20 protein-coding genes are annotated in these 18,485 nt (G+C 73.5%); 13 read left to right on the top strand and 7 right to left on the bottom strand.

Annotated elements, in window-relative coordinates; all coding sequences use genetic code 11:
* Positions 1-40: 40 nt before the first annotated feature.
* Positions 41-781 carry a class II aldolase/adducin family protein gene (locus ACIP4P_RS24595; RefSeq protein WP_350515153.1) on the bottom strand — a complete coding sequence of 247 codons (741 nt, stop codon included), beginning with the start codon at positions 779-781 and terminating at the stop codon, positions 41-43.
* A gap of 284 nt (positions 782-1,065) precedes the next feature.
* Between ACIP4P_RS24595 and ACIP4P_RS24590 the strand changes: the two genes are divergently transcribed.
* From ACIP4P_RS24590 to ACIP4P_RS24565, 6 genes are all read left to right on the top strand, one after another.
* Entirely contained in the window at positions 1,066-1,845 is a 780-nt protein-coding gene (locus ACIP4P_RS24590; RefSeq protein ID WP_350515154.1) for a VOC family protein, read from the top strand.
* Positions 1,846-2,073: 228 nt separating this feature from the next.
* Positions 2,074-2,646, top strand: coding sequence for a TetR/AcrR family transcriptional regulator (locus tag ACIP4P_RS24585; protein WP_400921746.1), 573 nt, complete (start codon positions 2,074-2,076; stop codon positions 2,644-2,646).
* Between the two features lie 37 nt (positions 2,647-2,683).
* Positions 2,684-3,661 carry an alpha/beta hydrolase gene (locus tag ACIP4P_RS24580; protein ID WP_400921744.1) on the top strand — a complete coding sequence of 326 codons (978 nt, stop codon included), beginning with the start codon at positions 2,684-2,686 and terminating at the stop codon, positions 3,659-3,661.
* Positions 3,662-3,841: 180 nt separating this feature from the next.
* A complete protein-coding gene (locus ACIP4P_RS24575) occupies positions 3,842-5,077 on the top strand; it encodes an MFS transporter (protein ID WP_400921742.1) in 1,236 nt (411 codons plus the stop codon).
* A gap of 111 nt (positions 5,078-5,188) precedes the next feature.
* Positions 5,189-5,995: an aldo/keto reductase gene (locus tag ACIP4P_RS24570; RefSeq protein WP_400921740.1), complete on the top strand. Its 807-nt coding sequence runs from the start codon at positions 5,189-5,191 to the stop codon at positions 5,993-5,995.
* Positions 5,996-6,207: 212 nt separating this feature from the next.
* Positions 6,208-6,582: a hypothetical protein gene (locus tag ACIP4P_RS24565; protein WP_400921738.1), complete on the top strand. Its 375-nt coding sequence runs from the start codon at positions 6,208-6,210 to the stop codon at positions 6,580-6,582.
* A 221-nt stretch (positions 6,583-6,803) separates the two neighbouring features.
* On the opposite strand, the gene ACIP4P_RS24560 is transcribed toward ACIP4P_RS24565, so the two are convergent.
* Complete coding sequence (locus tag ACIP4P_RS24560) at positions 6,804-7,700, bottom strand: alpha/beta hydrolase (RefSeq protein WP_400921736.1); 897 nt, start codon at positions 7,698-7,700, stop codon at positions 6,804-6,806.
* Between the two features lie 117 nt (positions 7,701-7,817).
* Here ACIP4P_RS24560 and ACIP4P_RS24555 point away from each other — a divergent pair, with 117 nt between their 5' ends.
* The gene (locus ACIP4P_RS24555) at positions 7,818-8,861 is read left to right on the top strand and encodes a helix-turn-helix domain-containing protein (RefSeq protein WP_400921734.1); all 1,044 of its coding nucleotides are present in this window, start codon (positions 7,818-7,820) and stop codon (positions 8,859-8,861) included.
* Between the two features lie 37 nt (positions 8,862-8,898).
* On the opposite strand, the gene ACIP4P_RS24550 is transcribed toward ACIP4P_RS24555, so the two are convergent.
* The gene (locus ACIP4P_RS24550) at positions 8,899-9,423 is read right to left on the bottom strand and encodes a GNAT family N-acetyltransferase (RefSeq protein WP_400921732.1); all 525 of its coding nucleotides are present in this window, start codon (positions 9,421-9,423) and stop codon (positions 8,899-8,901) included.
* Positions 9,424-9,463: 40 nt separating this feature from the next.
* The gene (cynR, locus tag ACIP4P_RS24545; RefSeq protein WP_400921730.1) at positions 9,464-10,375 is read right to left on the bottom strand and encodes a transcriptional regulator CynR; all 912 of its coding nucleotides are present in this window, start codon (positions 10,373-10,375) and stop codon (positions 9,464-9,466) included.
* A 124-nt stretch (positions 10,376-10,499) separates the two neighbouring features.
* Between cynR and ACIP4P_RS24540 the strand changes: the two genes are divergently transcribed.
* From ACIP4P_RS24540 to ACIP4P_RS24525, 4 genes are all read left to right on the top strand, one after another.
* Positions 10,500-11,081, top strand: a complete 582-nt coding sequence (locus tag ACIP4P_RS24540) for a carbonic anhydrase (RefSeq protein ID WP_400921728.1) — start codon at positions 10,500-10,502, stop codon at positions 11,079-11,081.
* 107 nt (positions 11,082-11,188) lie between these two features.
* Positions 11,189-11,659 carry a cyanase gene (cynS, locus tag ACIP4P_RS24535; protein WP_400921726.1) on the top strand — a complete coding sequence of 157 codons (471 nt, stop codon included), beginning with the start codon at positions 11,189-11,191 and terminating at the stop codon, positions 11,657-11,659.
* 77 nt (positions 11,660-11,736) lie between these two features.
* The gene (locus tag ACIP4P_RS24530; protein WP_400921724.1) at positions 11,737-12,237 is read left to right on the top strand and encodes a nucleoside deaminase; all 501 of its coding nucleotides are present in this window, start codon (positions 11,737-11,739) and stop codon (positions 12,235-12,237) included.
* Positions 12,234-12,641: an NUDIX domain-containing protein gene (locus tag ACIP4P_RS24525; RefSeq protein WP_400921722.1), complete on the top strand. Its 408-nt coding sequence runs from the start codon at positions 12,234-12,236 to the stop codon at positions 12,639-12,641. The genes ACIP4P_RS24530 and ACIP4P_RS24525 overlap by 4 nt, the downstream gene beginning before the upstream one ends.
* 136 nt (positions 12,642-12,777) lie before the next feature.
* Here ACIP4P_RS24525 and ACIP4P_RS24520 read toward each other — a convergent pair whose 3' ends face one another.
* Together ACIP4P_RS24520 and ACIP4P_RS24515 are read right to left on the bottom strand one after the other, a co-directional pair.
* Positions 12,778-14,544 carry a penicillin-binding transpeptidase domain-containing protein gene (locus ACIP4P_RS24520; protein ID WP_400921720.1) on the bottom strand — a complete coding sequence of 589 codons (1,767 nt, stop codon included), beginning with the start codon at positions 14,542-14,544 and terminating at the stop codon, positions 12,778-12,780.
* Positions 14,545-14,790: 246 nt separating this feature from the next.
* Positions 14,791-15,162, bottom strand: coding sequence for a zinc ribbon domain-containing protein YjdM (locus ACIP4P_RS24515; RefSeq protein WP_400921717.1), 372 nt, complete (start codon positions 15,160-15,162; stop codon positions 14,791-14,793).
* A 266-nt stretch (positions 15,163-15,428) separates the two neighbouring features.
* Here ACIP4P_RS24515 and ACIP4P_RS24510 point away from each other — a divergent pair, with 266 nt between their 5' ends.
* On the top strand, positions 15,429-16,715 hold the full coding sequence (locus ACIP4P_RS24510; protein ID WP_400921715.1) for a styrene monooxygenase/indole monooxygenase family protein: 1,287 nt from the start codon (positions 15,429-15,431) through the stop codon (positions 16,713-16,715).
* 135 nt (positions 16,716-16,850) lie between these two features.
* A complete protein-coding gene (locus tag ACIP4P_RS24505; RefSeq protein WP_400921712.1) occupies positions 16,851-17,396 on the top strand; it encodes a hypothetical protein in 546 nt (181 codons plus the stop codon).
* A 38-nt stretch (positions 17,397-17,434) separates the two neighbouring features.
* Here the strand turns inward: ACIP4P_RS24505 and ACIP4P_RS24500 are convergent, their stop codons facing one another.
* Positions 17,435-18,472, bottom strand: coding sequence for a hypothetical protein (locus ACIP4P_RS24500; protein WP_400921710.1), 1,038 nt, complete (start codon positions 18,470-18,472; stop codon positions 17,435-17,437).
* Positions 18,473-18,485: the final 13 nt, after the last annotated feature.

Genomic DNA, 18,485 nt, shown 5'->3' with positions numbered 1-18,485 from the left:
CCCCCGGCGTCCGCAGCGCCGGGGGCCGGGCGCCTCGTGGTTACCGCTGCGCCGGGCGCTCGGTGCGCCGGACCCAGTAGTCCCAGCCGGCCTCGATCTGGCCGGCGGACCAGACCAGCGCGTCCTTCTCCAGGCTCTCCCGGTGCCCGGTCCAGCGCTTCGGTCCGCCCGCCGCCAGGGCGGTGAGCTGGAGCCCGCAGGCGCGTTCCAGCAGCACGGCGTACATCACCGCGTGGGCGATGTCCCGGCCGACCGTGAGCAGCCCGTGCTGGGGCATCAAACAGGCCCGGGCCGGGCCGAGGTCGGCGGCCAGGGCCCGGCCCAGCTCCGGGGTGCGGATCAGGTTGGCGGTGGCGCCGAAGGTCGGCAGGCCGTGCTCGGCGAAGGCCACGGCGTCGTGGCTGAGCGGCCGGAGCGGCTCGCCGAGCGAGGCGAAGGCGTTGACGGTGCCGGAATGGGTGTGCAGCGAGACCTGGGCGTCCGGGCGGGCCCGCAGCACCTCGGTGTGGATGTGGTACTCCAGGTGCACCCGCCCGCCGTCCGGGAGCCCCTCACCGCCCGCGAGCCGTTCGCCGTCCCAGGAGACCAGCAGCACCCGGTCCTGGTCGATCTCCTCCAGGCCCCAGCCGGAGGCCTTCATCCAGACCCCGCGCCCGGCCGGGTCGCGGACCGCCAGGTGTCCCCAGATCATGTCGCCGTGCCCGGCCTCGGCGAGCACCCGGCTGCCGAGCGCGGCCAGCGCCGCCGCCTCCTGGTCGTTCCCGGGGGTGTCGATGGTCATGGCCGCTCCTTGCGCGTGCGGTTCCGTCGGGCGGCTGCGATCGCGGCCGCCCGTCACGGTACGAACCTACGGGGGAGCGCTTTCTGACGATCAGTCGGGGTGGGTCAATCGCAGGGGGCCGGTACGGGGTGCGACTCGTGGGGATCGGCGACCTGCCACAGAGGTGGATCTGCGCAGCCGGCCGGGGAGGGCCGCGGTGGGCCGTGGGGGCGTCTCGGGTGGCGGATCCCGGGGCGGGACGCGAGGGTGACTCGGGGGACCTCAGAGGAAGAGGAAGAGCGACCATGCCCGAAGTCACCACCCCGTACGTGACCGGCACCCCGTGCTGGGTCGATCTGATGGCGAAGGACCAGCAGGCCGCGCTGGACTTCTACCGCGACCTGTTCGGCTGGCAGGGCCAGCCCGGCCCGGCCGAGTTCGGCGGGTACGCCGTCTGCCTGCTGAACGGCAAGGCGGCCGCCGGCATCGGCCCGGCGATGGCCCCCGAGGGCATGCCGGAGCCGCCCACGGTGTGGACCAGCTACCTGGCCAGCACCGACGCCCAGGCCACCCAGGACGCCATCGTGGCGGCGGGCGGCACCCTGCTGGTCCCGGTGATGGACGTCGGCACCATCGGTCGGATGCTGATCGCGGCCGACCCGCAGGGCGCGGTGTTCGGCGTCTGGCAGGCGCTGGACTTCTCCGGCGCCCAGGTGGTCAACGAGCCCGGCGCGCTGACCTGGAACGAACTGCACACCAGCGACATCGAGGGCGCCACCGCCTTCTACGGTGAGGCCTTCGGCATCGAGATCGTACGGATGGCGGGCGACGTCGAGTACTGGGAGCTGAAGATCGGCGGCCGCCCGGTCGGCGGCGCCACCCTGCTCAGCAACGACCCGCCCGGCACCCCCGCGCACTGGCTCAGCTACTTCGCGGTCGACGACGCGGACTCCTCGGTCGACGCCCTGGTCCGCAGCGGCGGCAACGTCCTCGTCCCGCCCTTCGACATGATGGCCGGTCGGATGACGGTGGTCACCGATCCGCAGGGTGCCCCGTTCGCGATGATCAAGCTCGCCCCGCGGTAGCCGCCCACCCACCGAAGGTCCGGCCCAGGGCGATGGTCTGCGCCCTCAGCGGGCCTTGCCGCAAGGCCCCCTGGCGCGTCACTTCGGCAGTGGCGAGGAGTTCGGAGTTCCCGAACTCCTCGCCTTCGTCGTTCCCGGCCGTGGTCCGGCTGCCGGACGGGTGGCCTTCGGGGCCCTCGTCGGCGCTCTGTTGTTTACACATCTGGCATCGAGTGTTAAATTCGTAGCATGCCGAAGGTTCCACCCGCACAGCTGGTGCTCGAAGCCGCCTACCGCTGCTTCGCCCGCAACGGCTACCGCCGCACCACCGTGTCCGACATCGTCGAAGAGGCGCAGATGTCGCGCCCGACGGTCTACAAGTACGTCGGGAGCAAGGACGAGGCGGTGGTCAAGGTCGTCCGGTCCGCACTGGAGCGGGCCCGGACGGCCGCCCGTGCGGCCGCGGCGGCCGCGGACACGCCCGAGGAGAAGGTCCTCGCCGTGCTCGGGGTGAAGCTGGAGGTCGCCATCCGGCTGTGGCGGGACAGTCCCGCCCACGCCCAGGAACTGCTGAACGCCGCCACCGCCCAGGCGCCCGAGCTGATCACCGACTACGTCGACGACCTGGCCGAGCTCCTGACCGCCGCCCTCGCCGAGACCGCCCCGGACACCGCGCGCCGGGCCGCCGCCGTCCTGCTCACCTTCACCCGGGGGCTGGAGGACGACCTGCGTGACGCCGGGACCGCCCGCCGCGACCTCGCCGAGGGCGTACGGATGATCACCCGAGGGGCGCTCGACCGCCCCGAGGCTCCCCCGGCCTGACCCCCATCGGCGGGCCGCACCCGAAAGGCCACCGACCATGAGCACCGCCACCCCCACCCACTACCGCGACCAGCAGGCCTGGCGCGACCTCCAGCAGTTCCTGCCCGCCCGGCTGCGGCTGACCGACGCCACCGCGCCCGGCGAGGAGTTCTGGAACTGGCGCGGGCACCGCGTCCACCTCGACCGCTACCGCAACCCCGAGGCGCAGGCCAAGGTCGTGCTGCACCACGGGGTCGGCACCAACGGCCGCCAGATGTCGCTGATCCTGGGCGCCCCGCTGGCCGCCCGCGGCTTCGAGACCGTCGCCCTGGACAACCTCGGCTACGGCCTCACCGAGGTCCGGCCGGGCAGCACCCCCTCGTACGACGACTGGGTCGACCTGGTCGTGGACTTCCTCGCGTACGAGCGGACCCGCGACGACCGCCCGATCGTGCTCTACGGGCTGAGTGCGGGCGGCATGGTCACCTACCACGTCGCCGCCAAGGCCCCGCGCGGCACCCTGGCCGGCATCGTCGGCATGACCTTCCTCGACCAGCGCGACCGGACCGTCCGAGAGGAGACCGCCCACGACAGGCTCACCGTCCGCGCGGGCGTGCCGCTGATGGGGCTGGCGGCCAGGACCCCGGCCGCCGCGCTGAAGTACCCGATGAGCCTGGCCTCCAAGATGTCCGCGCTGGCCAACGACCCGGGCGCGATGAGGGTGTTCATGAAGGACCGCACCTCGGCCGCGAACTGGGTGAGCGTCCGCTTCCTCGACCGCTACCTGAACTACGCCCCCGCCGTCGAGCCCGAGGACTTCGACGCCTGCCCGGTGCTGCTCACCCAGCCCGCCGAGGACCGCTGGACCCCGCACCACCTGAGCGTGCCGTTCCTGTCTCGGATCACCAGGGTGCCGGTGGAGACGGTGCTGCTGGAGAACGCGGGGCACTACCCGCTGGAGGAGCCGGGGCTCACCCGGATGGAGGAGGCCATCGCCGACTTCGTGACCAGGTGCGCGGAGCGGCCGGCGGCCTGACGACGGGGGCGGGCGGTGGCGCTCGGGTGGTGGCGCTCAAGGTGGGGATGCGGGGGGCGGTGATTCTGCGGCGATAGCCGGTCTACGGCGCCTGCAATCGTTGCGCTTGCAAGTATGGAGCGATTGCAACTATTGTCGAGGCCTGTAAGGCGCTGTAGTCATCGCATGAAGGGTCGCGCCATGCCTCTCGCACTTCTCGCCCTCGCCATCGGGGCTTTCGGGATCGGGACCACCGAGTTCGTGATCATGGGTCTGCTGCCCCGGATCGCGGGTGACTACGGCGTCTCCGTCCCCACCGCCGGCCTGCTGGTCACCGGCTACGCGCTCGGCGTGGTGATCGGCGCCCCGCTGATGACCGTGCTGGGCACCAGGATCAGCCGCAAGACCATGCTGATGCTGCTGATGGGCCTGTTCACGGTCGGCAACCTGCTGTCCGCCGTCGCCCCGAGCTTCCCGCTGATGCTCGCGGGCCGGATCGTGACCTCGCTGGCCCACGGCGCGTTCTTCGGCATCGGCTCGGTGGTCGCCGCCGAACTGGTCGCCCCGCAGAAGAAGGCCGGCGCCATCGCCACCATGTTCACCGGGCTGACCGTCGCCAACATCGTCGGCGTCCCGCTGGGCACCCTCGTCGGCCAGGCCGTCGGCTGGCGCACCACCTTCACCGCCGTCGCCGCCCTGGGCCTGCTCGGCCTGCTCGGCATCGCCAAGCTCGTCCCCGCGCTGCCCCGCGCCGAAGGAACCCGGCTGCGCGGCGAGTTGACCGCCTTCCGCAACCCCCAGGTGCTGCTCGCGATGGCGATGACGGTGCTCGGCTTCGGCGGGGTGTTCGCCGCGATCACCTACATCGCGCCGATGATGACCAACGTCGCCGGCTACTCCGAGGGCTCGGTCACCTGGCTGCTGGTGCTGTTCGGCGTCGGGATGTTCCTCGGTAATCTGATCGGCGGGAAGTTCGCCGACCGCCGACTGATGCCGCTGCTGTACACCACCCTCGGCGGCCTCGCCGTGGTGCTGGCCCTGTTCACCCTCACCGCCCACAACAAGATCGCCGCCGCGGCGACCGTCCTGCTGGTCGGAGCCCTCGGCTTCGCCACCGTCCCGCCGCTGCAGAAGCGCGTCCTGGACCACGCGCACGGCGCCCCGACCCTCGCCTCGGCCGTCAACATCGGCGCCTTCAACCTCGGCAACGCCCTGGCCGCCTGGCTCGGCGGGCTGGTCATCTCGGCCGGGCTCGGCTACACCGCCCCCAACTGGGTCGGCGCCCTGCTCGCCGCGGCCGCCCTCGTCCTCGCGCTGTGGTCCGCGGCCCTGGAGCGCCGGGCCGGCGGGGCCGCCGTCAGCGCCGAGGTCGACGTCACCGCCGGGATCGACGTCACCGCCGAGGCCGCCGAGGCGCGGATCCCCGTTCACCACTGACCCGAATCCACTGACTGAAGGACCGTAACAACTGTGAACACCTCTCACCCGTCGACCGTTCCGAATGTTCCGACCGCTCCGATTGTTCCGACCGTTCCGACCGTTCCGACCGTGAAGCTGAACAACGGCGTCGAGATCCCCCAACTCGGCTTCGGCGTCTGGCAGGTGCCGGACGGGGAGACCGCCGCCACCGTCACCGCCGCCCTCGAAGCCGGCTACCGCAGCATCGACACCGCCGCGGCCTACGGCAACGAGACCGGCGTCGGCGACGCCCTGGCCGCCTCCGGCCTCCCGCGCGAGGAGCTCTTCGTCACCACCAAGGTCTGGAACGCCGACCAGGGCTACGACGCCACCCTGCGCGCCTTCGACACCAGCCTCGGCAAGCTCGGCCTCGACCACCTCGACCTCTACCTGATCCACTGGCCCGCCCCGGAGCGCGACCGCTACCTCGACACCTGGCGCGCCCTCGAACGGCTGGCCGCCGAGGGCCGGATCCGGGCGGCCGGCGTCTCCAACTTCCGAGCCGCCGACCTGACCCGGCTGTTCGACCACAGCGAACTCGTGCCCGCCGTCAACCAGATCGAGCTGCACCCCGGCCTCCAGCAGACCGAACTGCGCGCCCTGCACGCCCGGCACGGCATCGCCACCGAGGCCTGGAGCCCGCTCGCCCAGGGCGCCGTCCTCGACGACCCGGCCGTCACCGCCATCGCCCGGCGCACCGGAAAGTCCCCGGCCCAGGTCGTCCTGCGCTGGCACCTCCAGCTCGGCACCATCGTGATCCCCAAGTCCGCCACCCCGGCCCGGATCCGGCAGAACCTCGACGTCTTCGACTTCGAGCTCACCGAGCAGGACCTGGCCGCCATCGCCGCCACCGACCGCGACCTGCGCACCGGCCCGCACCCGGACCAGTTCAACTGACCGCAGGAGCCCCGTTCCCCGGCCTGCCGACGGCGTACGACGCCCATCGGCAGGCCGAGGGCCGTCTCAGGACGGTCCCGGGACATCGAATCCGGTGTCCCGGTAGCGGTGTCCGTGCCAGGATGGCGCCGTGACGACCCTCGGGAGCGATGCCGCGTAGGCGGCCGAAGGGGCTGCGCGCAGAGCGTCGGCGCCCCGGTGGAGTGGTGCTCGTGCGCCGGATCCGTGGCGTCTCGGGGCTGACCCGGGCGGCGATCCGGCGGCTGGAGGACGAGCGGCTGGAGCCGAACGCGGTGTGCCAGGCGCTGGCCGAGTGCCGGCGGTACCTCGGGCAGCCCGGGCGGGTGCTGCCGGAGCCCGAGGTCGGCTGCGACGAGTGCAATCCGGTGCTGGCGCGCGACCCGTTGGAGGCCGTGCTGCGGTGGCTCCCGGCGGGTGCCCGCGCCGATCTGGGCCGGGTGGTCGCCCGGCTGGACGAGGAGTTCGACCGGCGGAGCGTGCCGCACCCGGGGCTGCGGATGGCCCTGCCGCCGTGGGGAGTCGACGGATGGTGGCGCAGGCGCCTGGAGCTGGGCCGGTGCCGGTGAGAGAGGGTGGCCGAGATGATCTTGGAGTGCGGGGGATCCGTACGTGATCGAAGCGGCGCGCCACGGGGCGTTCGGCGGCCCGGAGCTCGGCGAACACCCCGGGGACGCCCGCGCGGTGGACGTCGTCCAGGGCGGACTGCAGGGAGTACTGCAGGGCTGCCGGAGAAGGGGGCAGGGGGAGGCATGGGGTCCGTCCTCGTCGAAGGGGTGCGGGCCGGGGTTCAGTCGGCCAGGGCGCGGCGCAGCGCGGCGCCGAGTTCGGCGTGCTGGCGCTGGGAGACGTCGGCGGACACGAGCGCCTGGGAGCCGTGGAACGTGCCCGGCCACTGGTGCACCTCGACCGAGACGCCCGCCTGGAGCAGCCGCAGCGCGTAGCCGAGGTCCTCGTCGCGGTTCGGGCACAGCTCGGCAGTGGCGACGTAGGCCGGCGGCAGTCCGGTGAGGTCGGTCGCGCGGGCGGGGGCGGCGTACGGGGTGGCGGGCCGACCGCCCAGGTAGTGCCCCCAGGCCTGGACGGCCTTGGCGCGGGTGAACCAGGGCGTGTCGGTGAAGTTGCGGGCCGACCAGGTCTCCAGCCGGTCGTCCAGGCCCGGCTGGTGCAGCAGTTGGAAGCGGACCGCCGGCCCGCGGTCGTCGCGCGCCCGCAGGGCGAGCGCCGCCGCGATTCCGCCGCCGGCGCTGTGGCCGCCGACCGCGATCCGGTCCGGTTCGACGCCCAGTTCGGCGCAGTGCTCGGCCGTCCAGGACAGCACCGCGTAGCCGTCGTCGAGCGCGGCCGGGAACGGGTGCTCGGGCGCCAGCCGGTAGCCGACGGAGATCACCACCGCGCCGGAGTGCACGGCGAGCCGGGCCGCCCACGGGTGTTCGGTCTCCACCGTCCCCATCACGAAGCCGCCGCCGTGCAGCCAGACGACGGCGCCGCGCGCCCCGGCCGGCCGGTAGATCCGCACCGGCACCGGCGGATCGGCCGGTATCAAGCGGTCCTCGACGACCATGTCCCCGGTGTCGGGGACCGGTACGGCGGCCGCGAGTTCGGCCAGTTGGCCGCGTGAGTCGGCCGGGTCGGCCAGGTCGGTCTTTGGGAAGAGGGCGATGAACGCTTCGAGTTCGGGATCCATGACGACCATCCTGGCGGCCGCCCGACGGCCGGTCAGCCGCCGGGTGTCGCGGCTCCGGCGCCGATCGCGCGCCGATCGGCGCGGGTGCCGCCCGGGCGGACCTCCTATCCTGCTGGCATGGAGGCACTGGCCGTACGGCTGTCAGGGTTCGATCCGTACGTGGACGGCGCGATCCGCATCGTCGCGTTCTACGACACGCTGATGCGCCGCCGGGTGGACCTGCCGGCGCTGGCCCGGGCCTCGGCGGGGCTCGCCGAGTGCGTGACCGGGATCAGGCTGCACGGCACCGGGCGGGTGACCCGGGTGTCGCTCCACGGGACGGAGGCGAGCGGCGAACCCGCGCCGGCGACCAGCGAGGTGCCGGTCACCCTGGACGACGAGGAGATCGGCACGGTCTGGCTGGAACGCCCAGGCCCGGAAGGCCCGTTGGACGAGGTCCTGCTCGACCGGCTGGCCATCGCCGTCGCGGCAGCCGTCGAACGCTTCGGCCCGGCCCGGACCACCATGGCCGACCCCGCGCTGGTGGAGCTCGCCGTCAGCCCGGACGGCGACGAGGCCACCCGGGCACGGGCGTTGCGGCTGCTCGGCTTCGCCCCGGGGCCACTGGTCGCCGTCGCCGTGCGGTCGGCGCTGCCGCTCGACCGGGTCGCCGCGCTGCTCTGCCCGGCCGGGCTGGTGAAGGCGGCGCCGCTGGCGGAGGTGGGCGTCGTGCTGGCCGCCGCGCTCGCGCCGGACCCGGAGTCCGTCCCGCTCCCGGATTCGGTTCGGGTCGGGATCGGCGCGGCCGGGAGCCCCGAGCGGTCCTGGCGGCAGGCCCGGACCGCGCTGCGGTTCGCGGGCACGCGTCAACCCGTCGTCCGGCACGCCGGGTTGGGCGCGCTGGCGCTGCTGGCCGAGGTGCCGGCGCAGACGCTGCGGGACAACCCGGACGTGGCTGCCGTGGGCCGGATCGCCGCCGCTGCGGCGGACCTGGACACGCTGGACGTCTACTGCGCGACCGGCTCCCTGCGCCGGGCCGCCGAGGTGCTCCACCTGCACCACAGCAGCGTCGCCCGGCGGTTGGACCAGCTCGCCGGGGTGCTGGGGTTCGACCTCACCGGGCCCGGCGGGGTGACCCGGGCCCGGCTCGCGCTCACCGCCTGGCGGCTGTCGGGCGGTTGATCCGGACGGCCGGGGCCGGTCGGTCGGAGGCCGGGGCTCAGGCCGTCGGGACGAGGTAGCGGAGCTTGCGGCCGTCCACGGTGAGGAGGCGGCCGCCGTTGGCCTCGATCACGCGCCTGGAGACGGTGTTGGCGTCGTCGCAGGTCAGCAGCGCGCCGGTGACGCCCAGGGCGGCGGCCACCGGCAGGGCGGCGGCGAGCATCGCCGTCGCGTGGCCCCGGCGGCGGGCGCCGGGCCGGACGTCGTAGCCGATGTGCCCGCCGACCCGCTCCAGGTGCGGGGTCAGCCGGTGCCGGATCGCCAGCCGGCCCAGCAGCTCGTTCCCCTCGGCCCACCAGAGGGTGGTCATCGGCACCCCCGCGTCCGTCCGCATCCCGGCCTCGGTGCGTTCGGCGAGGACGCGCTCGACGTAGCCGGCGAACGCTCCCGGGTCGGTCAGGGCGGCCGGGTCGACGTCGGAGACGAACCACGGGACGGGCCGGTCGGACGCGGCGTGGAACTCGGCCACCGCCGCGAGGAACGAGGTCCGCAGCCGGACGGTCGGGTCGATCAGTTCGGGCATGGCGCCATGATGCCCGACGGCCGGACCGCTCGGGGTGTCGTCAGGGGGCCGGGGCGTAGCCGCGCGCTCGCACGAGGTCGTGGACGAGGCGGGTGAAGGCGCGGGTGGCGGCGCTCTGGTAGGCGTCGGTGCGCCGGAGCAGGGCGACGGTGCGGGCCGGGAGGGCGGGCTCGACCGGGACGGGGGTGAGGTGGGGGTGGTCGTGGGTGATGGCGTCGGGCAGGACGGTGGCGAGCGGGGTGCTCCGGACGATCTCGGTGAGGGCCTGGATGGAGTTGGCCTCGACGGCGATCCGGGGCGTGGTCCGGTGCCGGGCGAAGTAGTCGTCGATGTGGCTCCGGGTGGCGAAGTCACCGGTGAGCAGGGCCAGTTGGCGCCCGGCCAGGGTCTGTACGGGCAGTGGTCGGGGCCGGCCGAGGTCGGTGTCCCCGGGGCCGGTGACCAGGCTGAGGGTCTCGGTGAACAGTGCTTCGGCGGTCACGCCGGCCAGGTGCTGGCCGGTGAAGGCGATGCCGAGGTCGAGGTCGTCGGCGAGCAGGGCCGCCTCGATCCGTTCCTGGGGCAGTTCGGTCAGGGTGAGGCCGACGCCGGGGTGGCGGCGGTGGAGCTCGGCGGTGAGCGGGCCGATCAGGTAGGCGGTGAAGGTGGGTGTGACGCCCAGCCGCAGATGGCCGCGGGAGAGGTCCTGGACGTCCTGGACGGCACGTTCGGCCGAGGCGAGTTCGCGCAGGGCCCGCCGGGCGTGCTCGGTGTAGACGGCCCCGGCGTCGGTGAGCCGGACCGTGCGGCCGGTGCGGTCCAGCAGTTGCACGCCCACCGTGCGTTCGAGCTGCTTGATCTGCTGGGAGAGCGTGGGCTGCGAGATGTGCAGCTCCTCGGCGGCGCGGGTGAAGTTGCCGTGCTCGGCCACGGCGAGCAGATAGCGCAGGTGGCGCAGTTCCAGGACAGCCATGCCCACAACTATAGGTGTCATCGATCGTTCTCATGGGTATTGCCTCTTGGACACTATAGGAGCAGGTCATGCATGGTGGATCTCACCAGCCCACAGGGCCGATCACCACCCGAAGGGAGTGACCGTGCAGGACCTCACCGAGGGCGTCGCCCGTTTCCAGCGGGACGTCTTCCCCGCCAAGGCGGAACTCTTCGCCCACCTGGCCACGCACCACGCACCGCACACGCTGTTCATCGGCTGCTCGGACGCCCGCGTCGTCCCCGAGCTGATCACCGGCACCGAGCCCGGCGACCTCTTCGTCATCCGCACCGCCGGGAACCTGGTGCCCGCCTACGGCCCCGAGGCCGACGGGGTGGCGGCCAGCATCGAGTACGCCGTCGCCGCGCTCGGCGTGCGGTCCATCGTGGTCTGCGGCCACTCGGCCTGCGGCGCGATGACGGCCCTCGCCCAGGGGCACGACCTCAGCGGCGCCCCGGCCGTGGCCGCCTGGCTGCGGCACGCGGACGCCTCCCGGGCCCGCACCGCCCCCGGGGGCGACGTCCCCGCCCTGGTGCGGCAGAACGTCCTCGCCCAGCTGGCGAACCTGGCCACCCACCCCTCGGTCGCCCGGGCGCTGGCGGAGCGGAAGGTCGCCCTGCACGGCTGGGTGTACGACATCCCCACCGGCCGGGTCGAGGACCTGACCGAGGCCACGCTCGCGGCCTGACCCGCCGGGCCCGGATCCCGCCCCACGCCACCCGATTCCACCCGACCCCACCCCACCCGCCGCTTCCCGCTCGGGGAACGGCACATCCCAGAGAGGACGTACCGATCATGGTGCACGCCCAGTTCGACCCCACCGCCCGCGAGGCCCTGGCCGCCGCCGCAGTGGACGCCAAGATCCGCAAGGACCTGACCTGGCAGCAGATCGCCGACGTCTCCGGCCTGTCGGTGGCCTTCACCACCGCCGCCGTCCTCGGGCAGCACCCGCTGCCGAAGGAGTCCGCCGAGGCCGTCGCCGAGCTGCTCGGCCTGGACGCCGACGCGGCGCTGCTGCTGCAGACCATCCCGCTCCGCGGCTCGATCCCGGGCGGCGTCCCCACCGACCCGACGGTCTACCGCTTCTACGAGATGCTCCAGGTCTACGGCACCACCCTCAAGGCCCTGGTCCACGAGCAGTTCGGCGACGGCATCATCTCGGCGATCAACTTCAAGCTCGACGTGAAGAAGGTCGCCGACCCCGAGGGCGGCGAGCGCGCCGTCATCACCCTGGACGGCAAGTACCTGCCGACCAAGCCGTTCTGATCCCTGCCGCTACCGAGGGGTGGGCCGGAAGCAGCCCGGCCGGCCCACCCCGTTCCCCGTACCTCCTGGAGGACCCCGTGGACTTCGTCCAGCGCACCATCGACCTCGCCCGGCAGAACGTCGCCGAGGGCGGCCGCCCGTTCGCGACCGTCATCGTCAAGGACGGCGAGCTCCTCGCCGAGAGCCCCAACCGGGTCGCCCAGACCGGCGATCCAACCGCCCACGCGGAGATCCTCGCGATCCGCGAGGCCTGCACCAGGCTGGGCACCGAGCACCTGACCGGCGCCACCATCTACGTCCTCGCCCACCCCTGCCCGATGTGCCTGGGCTCGCTCTACTACTGCTCGCCGGACGAGGTCGTCTTCCTCACCACCCGCGACGCCTACGAGCCGCACTACGTGGACGACCGCAAGTACTTCGAACTCGCCACCTTCTACGAGGAGTTCGCCAAGCCCTGGCAGGAGCGCCGACTGCCGATGCGGCACGAGGAGCGCGCGGACGCCGTCGAGGTGTACCGGTTCTGGCAGGAACGCAACGGCGGCGAGCGCCGGGTGGCCGGCGCCCCCACCGGCGCATGAGCCGGGTGATCGAGAAGGTGGCGTGGATCCACCTCGACGACGGACGGCTGCTGACCGCCCGCAGCCACGGCCGCGACCGGTACTACCTGCCCGGCGGCAAGCCCGAACCCGGCGAGAGCCTCGAACAGACCCTGGTCCGGGAGATCCGCGAGGAACTCGGCGTCACCCTGGACGCCTCCACCGTCACCCCCGTGCTGACGGTGGAGGCCCCGGCCGACGGCAAACCGCCCGGCACGACCGTGCGCACCGTGTGCTGCACCGCCGTCGCCACCGGCACGCCGAAGCCGTGCGGGGAGATCGCCGAACTCGCCCACCTCACCCACGGCGACCGCCCGCGCGCCAGCGCCACCACCCGGCAGGTCCTCGACCGCCTGGCGGCCACCGGCCGGCTGCTGCGCTGGTGAACCCCGCCGCCACCCCGGAGGGAGGGCGGGTTGGAGCCGGTGGGTGCGGCCGCGTAAGGTCGGCCGGGTTTCACGGCGATGCCGCCCGTGTCCCGCTGGTTCGTCGGCGGACCACCGGCGCGGGCGCGGGTTCGGCTCAGCCCTTGCCGCCGCCCGCCTTGAGGACCTGGGCGGCCGCCACGCCCGCGGCGCTGAAGCCGTGGCCGCCGCCCTCGACCTCGGCCGCCACGGCGAGGTCGTTGCGGTAGGCGATGAACCAGCTGTTGTTGGCGTCCGAACCGGCCTCGGCGGTACCGGTCTTGGCGCCGATCTGGCCGCTCAGCCCGGACATCGGGGTGCGGGCGGTGCCCTGGGTCGCGGTCCTGGCCATCATCGAGCGCAGCGCCTGGGCGACGTCGGACGGCAGCTTGCCGGGAGCGGACACCCGCTTGACGTCCTCGCGCAGGACGGGCTGACGGAACGTTCCGCTCTGCACGGTGGCCGCGACCGAGGCCATCGCCAGCGAGTTGACCTGGATCTGGCCCTGGCCGATGTACGAGGCGGCCGCCTCGTCCTTGCTGCCGGGCGTCGGGATGGTGGCGTCCCGGCTGGGGATGCCGATCCGCCACTGCAGGCCGAGGCCGAACTGGTCGCGGGCGACGCCGGTCAGCGTGCCGGGCTGGAGCTTCTCCAGGCCCTTGTCGATGAACCCGGTGTTGCAGGACTGGATGAAGTCGTCGCTGAGGGTGTAGTCGGGGTGGCTGCCGGGCTCGTCGTTGTGCCAGCTCCTGGGCGAGTTGGTGGTCTCCTTGCACGGCACCACGGTGTCCGGGGTGACCCCGGCCTCCAGCAGCGCGGCCGCGGTGACCACCTTCATCGTGGAACCGGGCGCCTGCCCGCCGCCGACGGCCCGGTTGAAGCCGCCCTGCGGAGCGTAGGCCAGCGCGAGGATGTTCCCGGTGCTCGGCTGGATCGCCACCAGCGAGGCGGGCTTGCCGCCCGCCGACTGCTTCTTCACCGCCTCCTCGGCGACCTGCTGGAGGTCGGCGTCGATGGTGAGCTTGACCTGGGGCGCGCTCGGCGGGGTCAGCACGAACAGCTGCTCCGACTGCTGCCCGCCGCCGCTGAGCACCACGGCCTGGCCGGTGACGGCCTTCGACCCGTCGGGCGGCGGGATCTGCGGCAGCACGGAGGCCAGGGACGGGAAGGAGTCCAGCGGCCGGCCCTTGCGGTCGGTCGGCTTCGACACCGGGTCGGGCAGTGGCTTCACGGTGATGCTCTGCCCGGCGGAGAGCTTGGGGTGGACCACGGTCGGCGACCAGCGCACCAGCACCCGCCCGTCCGCCGCCCGCAGCACGCCCAGCGTGCTCTCGTACTCCCAGGCCTCGGTGGTGCCGTCGAACTCGGCCCGCACCCGGTAGCCGAGGACGGGTTCGCTCGGCGTGCCGGAGGCCGCGGGGCCCGTCCCGGTCAGGGTCAGCGAGCGGGCCGGTACGCCGTCGTGGAAGGAGGTGAGCGCCATCCGGGCGGCCTCCGGCCGGTCGGTCAGACCGGCCGCGGCACCGATGTCGCCACGGCCCCAGGCCGCCAGGAAGTCCTTGGCGACGGCGTCGGCCTGCTCGGTGGTGGGCGGCGTCTGCGGCCCCTTGGACGCGGTCGTGGTGCTGCCGCCCCCGCCGGCGGAGGACCCGCCGGACACGGCGTTGAAGACGTTGTACGCGCCGTACCCGCCGACCACCACCAGCGCGGTGAACACTCCGCCGACCGCCACCAGCCAGACCCGGCGGGAGCGCGGGCGGCGCGGGGTCCGGTCGTGGTCGCCGTGGACGAGGTGGTCGTCGTCGTAGCCGTCGTAGCCGTCGGGCTGGTGGCCGGGCTCTTCGTACGGTTCGTACCGTTCGTGCGGTTCGTGCTCTCGGTGCATGGTGTGGTGTCCCCCCTGTGTCGATCCGGTGTCTGCTGCCCGCCCCCTCCCCGGCGGCCGCTCGGCGGCCGTCGGCTCGATCGGGCCCGGACAGCCTAAGCCGCGGCGGTCGGCCGGTCGAGAGCGGGGTCTTTACGTGCGCTTGACCTGGGGTTCGGATCGGCCGGCGGCACGTGGCGGAGACGCCGACGGCCCGGACGAGCGGGTCGCTCGTCCGGGCCGTCTCGCGCGGGGCCCTGGGGGGCCTCAGGCCTTCTTCACCACGCTGGACTTGAGCTGCATCGCACCGAAGCCCTCGATCCGGCAGTCGATGTCATGGCCGTCCACACCGTCGACCAGGCGGATGTTGCGGACCTTGGTGCCCGCCTTGATACCGGAGACGCTGCCCTTCACCTTGAGCGCCTTGACCACGGTGACGGTGTCGCCGTCGCTCAGCACATTGCCGACCGAGTCCCGGACGACCCGCTCACCCGCGTCGGTCGCCTGCCCGGCCCCGGTCCCGGTGCCGCCCTCGGCGGGCACCCACTCGTGGCCGCACTCCGGGCAGACCATCAGGGCGTTCATCTCGTAGGTGTACTCGCTGGAGCACGAGGGGCACGGGGGAAGGGCGTCGCTCATGGGCTCTGGCTGTCCTGTCTGTCCGGTCGGCGCCGGGGTCGGCGGCACGCCAGCCTGTATGAACTTGAAGAATTTTTCAAATCGACATCCCAGGGGGCGTAGGCCTCCCGGGGGCGCGCCCCCGGCCCGCCGACCGCGCACACCGCGCCCGGTCCGCGCCGTGGACGCGGACGCTCCGGACTGGTATCCAGACCACTGGTGACCGGTCGGAGCGGGCGCCCCCGGTCCGACCGCCCAGTGGACGAACCATCAGGAGAGCAGGGGCGATGCGCAGGATTCTGATCATCGGTGCCGGGCAGGCCGGCCTCCAACTGGCCCTCGGACTGCAGTCCCACGGCTACGACGTCACGCTGCTGACCGACCGCGACGCCCAGGAGGTGCGGGACGGCCGGGTGCTGTCCAGCCAGTGCATGTTCGACTCCGCGCTGCGCACCGAACGGGCCCTCGGCCTGGACCTGTGGGCCGAGCGGGCGCCCCGGATCGAGGGCCTCGGCGTCTCGGTCGGCGGACCGGACGGCACCCGGGTGATCGACTGGGTCGGGCGGCTGGACGCCTACGCCCAGTCCGTCGACCAGCGGCTGAAGATGTCCACCTGGCTGGAGACCTTCGCCGCCCGCGGCGGGCGGGTGGAACTGCGGCAGGTGAGCGCCGCCGACCTCGACCACCTCGCCGGCTCGTACGATCTGGTGCTGGTCGCCTCCGGCAAGGGCAGGCTGGCGTCGGTGTTCGAACGCCACGAGGAGTGGTCCCCGTACCTGCGGCCGCAACGCGCGCTGGCCATGAGCTATGTGCACGGGCTGGCGCCGCGCCCCGAGCACGGGTTCCCGGCGGTGCGCTGCAACCTGGTGCCCGGCGTCGGCGAGTTCTTCACCGTGCCCGCCCTGACCGCCGCCGGACCGTGCGACATCCTGCTCTGGGAGGCCCTGCCGGGCGGACCGGCGGACGCCTTCGACGGGCTCCGCGATCCGTCCGAACACCTGCGGGTGACCCTGGAGTTGATGAAGGCGCACACGCCCTGGGAGTACGACCGCACCCGCGCCGGCCTCGAACTCACCGACTCCGGCGCCACCCTGGCCGGCCGCTTCGCCCCCGTGGTCCGCCGCCCGGTCGGCGAACTGCCGGGCGGCGGCGCGGTGTTGGGGGTCGCCGATGTGGTCATCACGAACGACCCGATCACCGGACAGGGCTCCAACAGCGCCGCCAAGTGCGCCGCCCACTACCTGGCGGCGATCCTCGCGCACGGCGACCGGCCCTTCGACCGGGACTTCCAGCAGTCCGCCTTCGACGGCTTCTGGGCGAGCACCGGGCGGTCGGTCACCGCCTGGACGAACGCGATGCTGCTGCCGGCGCCCCCGCACGCGCTCCAGCTGTTCGGCGCGGCGGGTGAACTCCCGGCGGTGGCCGACCGGTTCGCCAACTCCTTCGACGACCCGGCGGACGTCGAGGAGTGGCTGCTCGACCCCGGGAAGGCGGCCGCCTACCTGGCCTCGGCCGCCTCGGCGGCGGTCGACGCGCCGGTGGTGGTCGACGCGCCGGTTGCGGGGAGGGGCTGAGCGTCGGTCCCGTCACGGGGAGGTCAAGCTCTCCCCAAGTCCTGCGCGGGAACGCCCTGATCATGGTGGGTTCGTGGCAACTCCGGTCGGCCCGGGGGCAGCTGGGTACAGAACACGAACAACAGGAGACACGTGGTGGCGGTCGACGGCAGCAACATGGCGCACAAGGTGATCGAGACGGCGGTGAAGGAACGCACGCGCCTGCACACCGGACGTAGCCGGACCACGGCCGTGGTGGTGCTGGTGCTCCTGGCCGGCCTCGGCCTGTTCCTGGGCCTGGTCGTCGGCAAGTCCGACCCGACCAGTGCCCCCACCTGCAACGGCCAGACCATGAGCCGCAGCGACGAGTGCCGGATCTGGTCCAACCACGGCGGTGGGGGCACCTTCGGCTACGACGAGATGATCGACCGCCGGGAGTCCGGCAAGGGCGTCTGGAAGGTGGTCGGCTTCGGCGGCGCGGCTCTGGCGGTGGTCCTGATGGCCGTGTCGATCTCCAAGCTCGATCCCAAGCGCCCCTGGGGCAAGCCGGTCACCGAGGTCTGCCCGCGCTGCCACCAGCCCACCCTGCGGGAGAAACTGACGGTGCACACCATCTCCCGGGGGCGGACCAACTACCGCTACAGCGGCATCGTCACGCTCTGCACACCGGTGTGCGGCTTCACGGCCGTCCGGCAGCGGTGACCTCTCCGGCCCGGCCGTGAGCCGTGACCGGGCCCCGTTCAGCGGGAGTGGGAGGCGAGGGAGAGGAGCAGGTGCGCGGACTCCGGGTGCTGGAAGTCGGAGTGGGCGCCGGAGGGGTGCAGCCGGGTGGCCAGGCCGCCGCGGTAGACCTGTCCGGCGTCGATGTTGACGATCGGGTGGTCGAGCTCGGCGTGCGGGTACGGGGAGTCGGTCGGGCGCAGCCGGGTGCTGAACTGGGCGACCGGCGCGGAGCCGGTGCCGGAGTGGCCGATGCCCGGGCGGCCCTCGGCGCGCAGGTGCCAGAAGCCGGTGGCGCGGTCCCAGCGGGAGTGGGTGAGCACCAGCGGGCCGCGCAGCGGGGCGCCCGCGCGGCCGGGGCCCAGGAACAGCCGGGGGAAGAGCCGCTCGAAGGCGTCCCGGGGTGCGGCCATCTGGAAGACCAGCGCGCTGTCGACGGTGAACGGGCGGGCCGGGTCGCCCGGCCGGGAGGACCAGCTCAGCACCGGCGGTCCGGCCGGGCGGTCGGCCGCGTACTGGACGGCCTCGCAGAGGAAGCGCCCGCCGAAGGAGTGCCCGAGCAGGTGCAGGTACTGGCCGTGGCGGTTGGCCAGCACGCGCGGGGCGTCCGGGCGGCCCCGGCCGGTGTCGAGGTAGCCGAGCAGGTGACCGAGGATCCGGCCGGCCTGGCCCCGGGCGCTCATCGCGTGCGCCCGCTCCCGGATGCGGCGGTAGCCGTGGAGCGTCGGCAGGCTGGACGACGGCCAGCGCACCACCACGCACCAGGGGCGGAACCCGGCCGCCAGGCCCGGGTAGCCGCCGCGGGCGGTCCGGTGCAGGGAGGCGGCCCGGTCGATCAGCGCGGTGGCCGTCCGGTCGGCGGCGTCGGGGCTGGTCTGCCAGCCGTGCACGTAGACGTACAGGTCGGTGGCCCACTCGGGGATCCGCAGGTGGCGGGCCAGGTGGTCGGCGACCCGCGCCTCGGGGACGGGGGTGGTGGTGCCGGGCACCAGCAGCCGGCCGTGCTCGTCCAGGTCGACGGTCGCGGGCCGGACGGCGGTCGAGGGCGTGCGGTTCACGGGTCGGGCCTCG

This window comes from Kitasatospora sp. NPDC089509 (genome assembly GCF_044749365.1).
Lineage (GTDB): Bacteria > Actinomycetota > Actinomycetes > Streptomycetales > Streptomycetaceae > Kitasatospora.
This window is presented reverse-complemented; position numbering and strand designations above follow the sequence as displayed.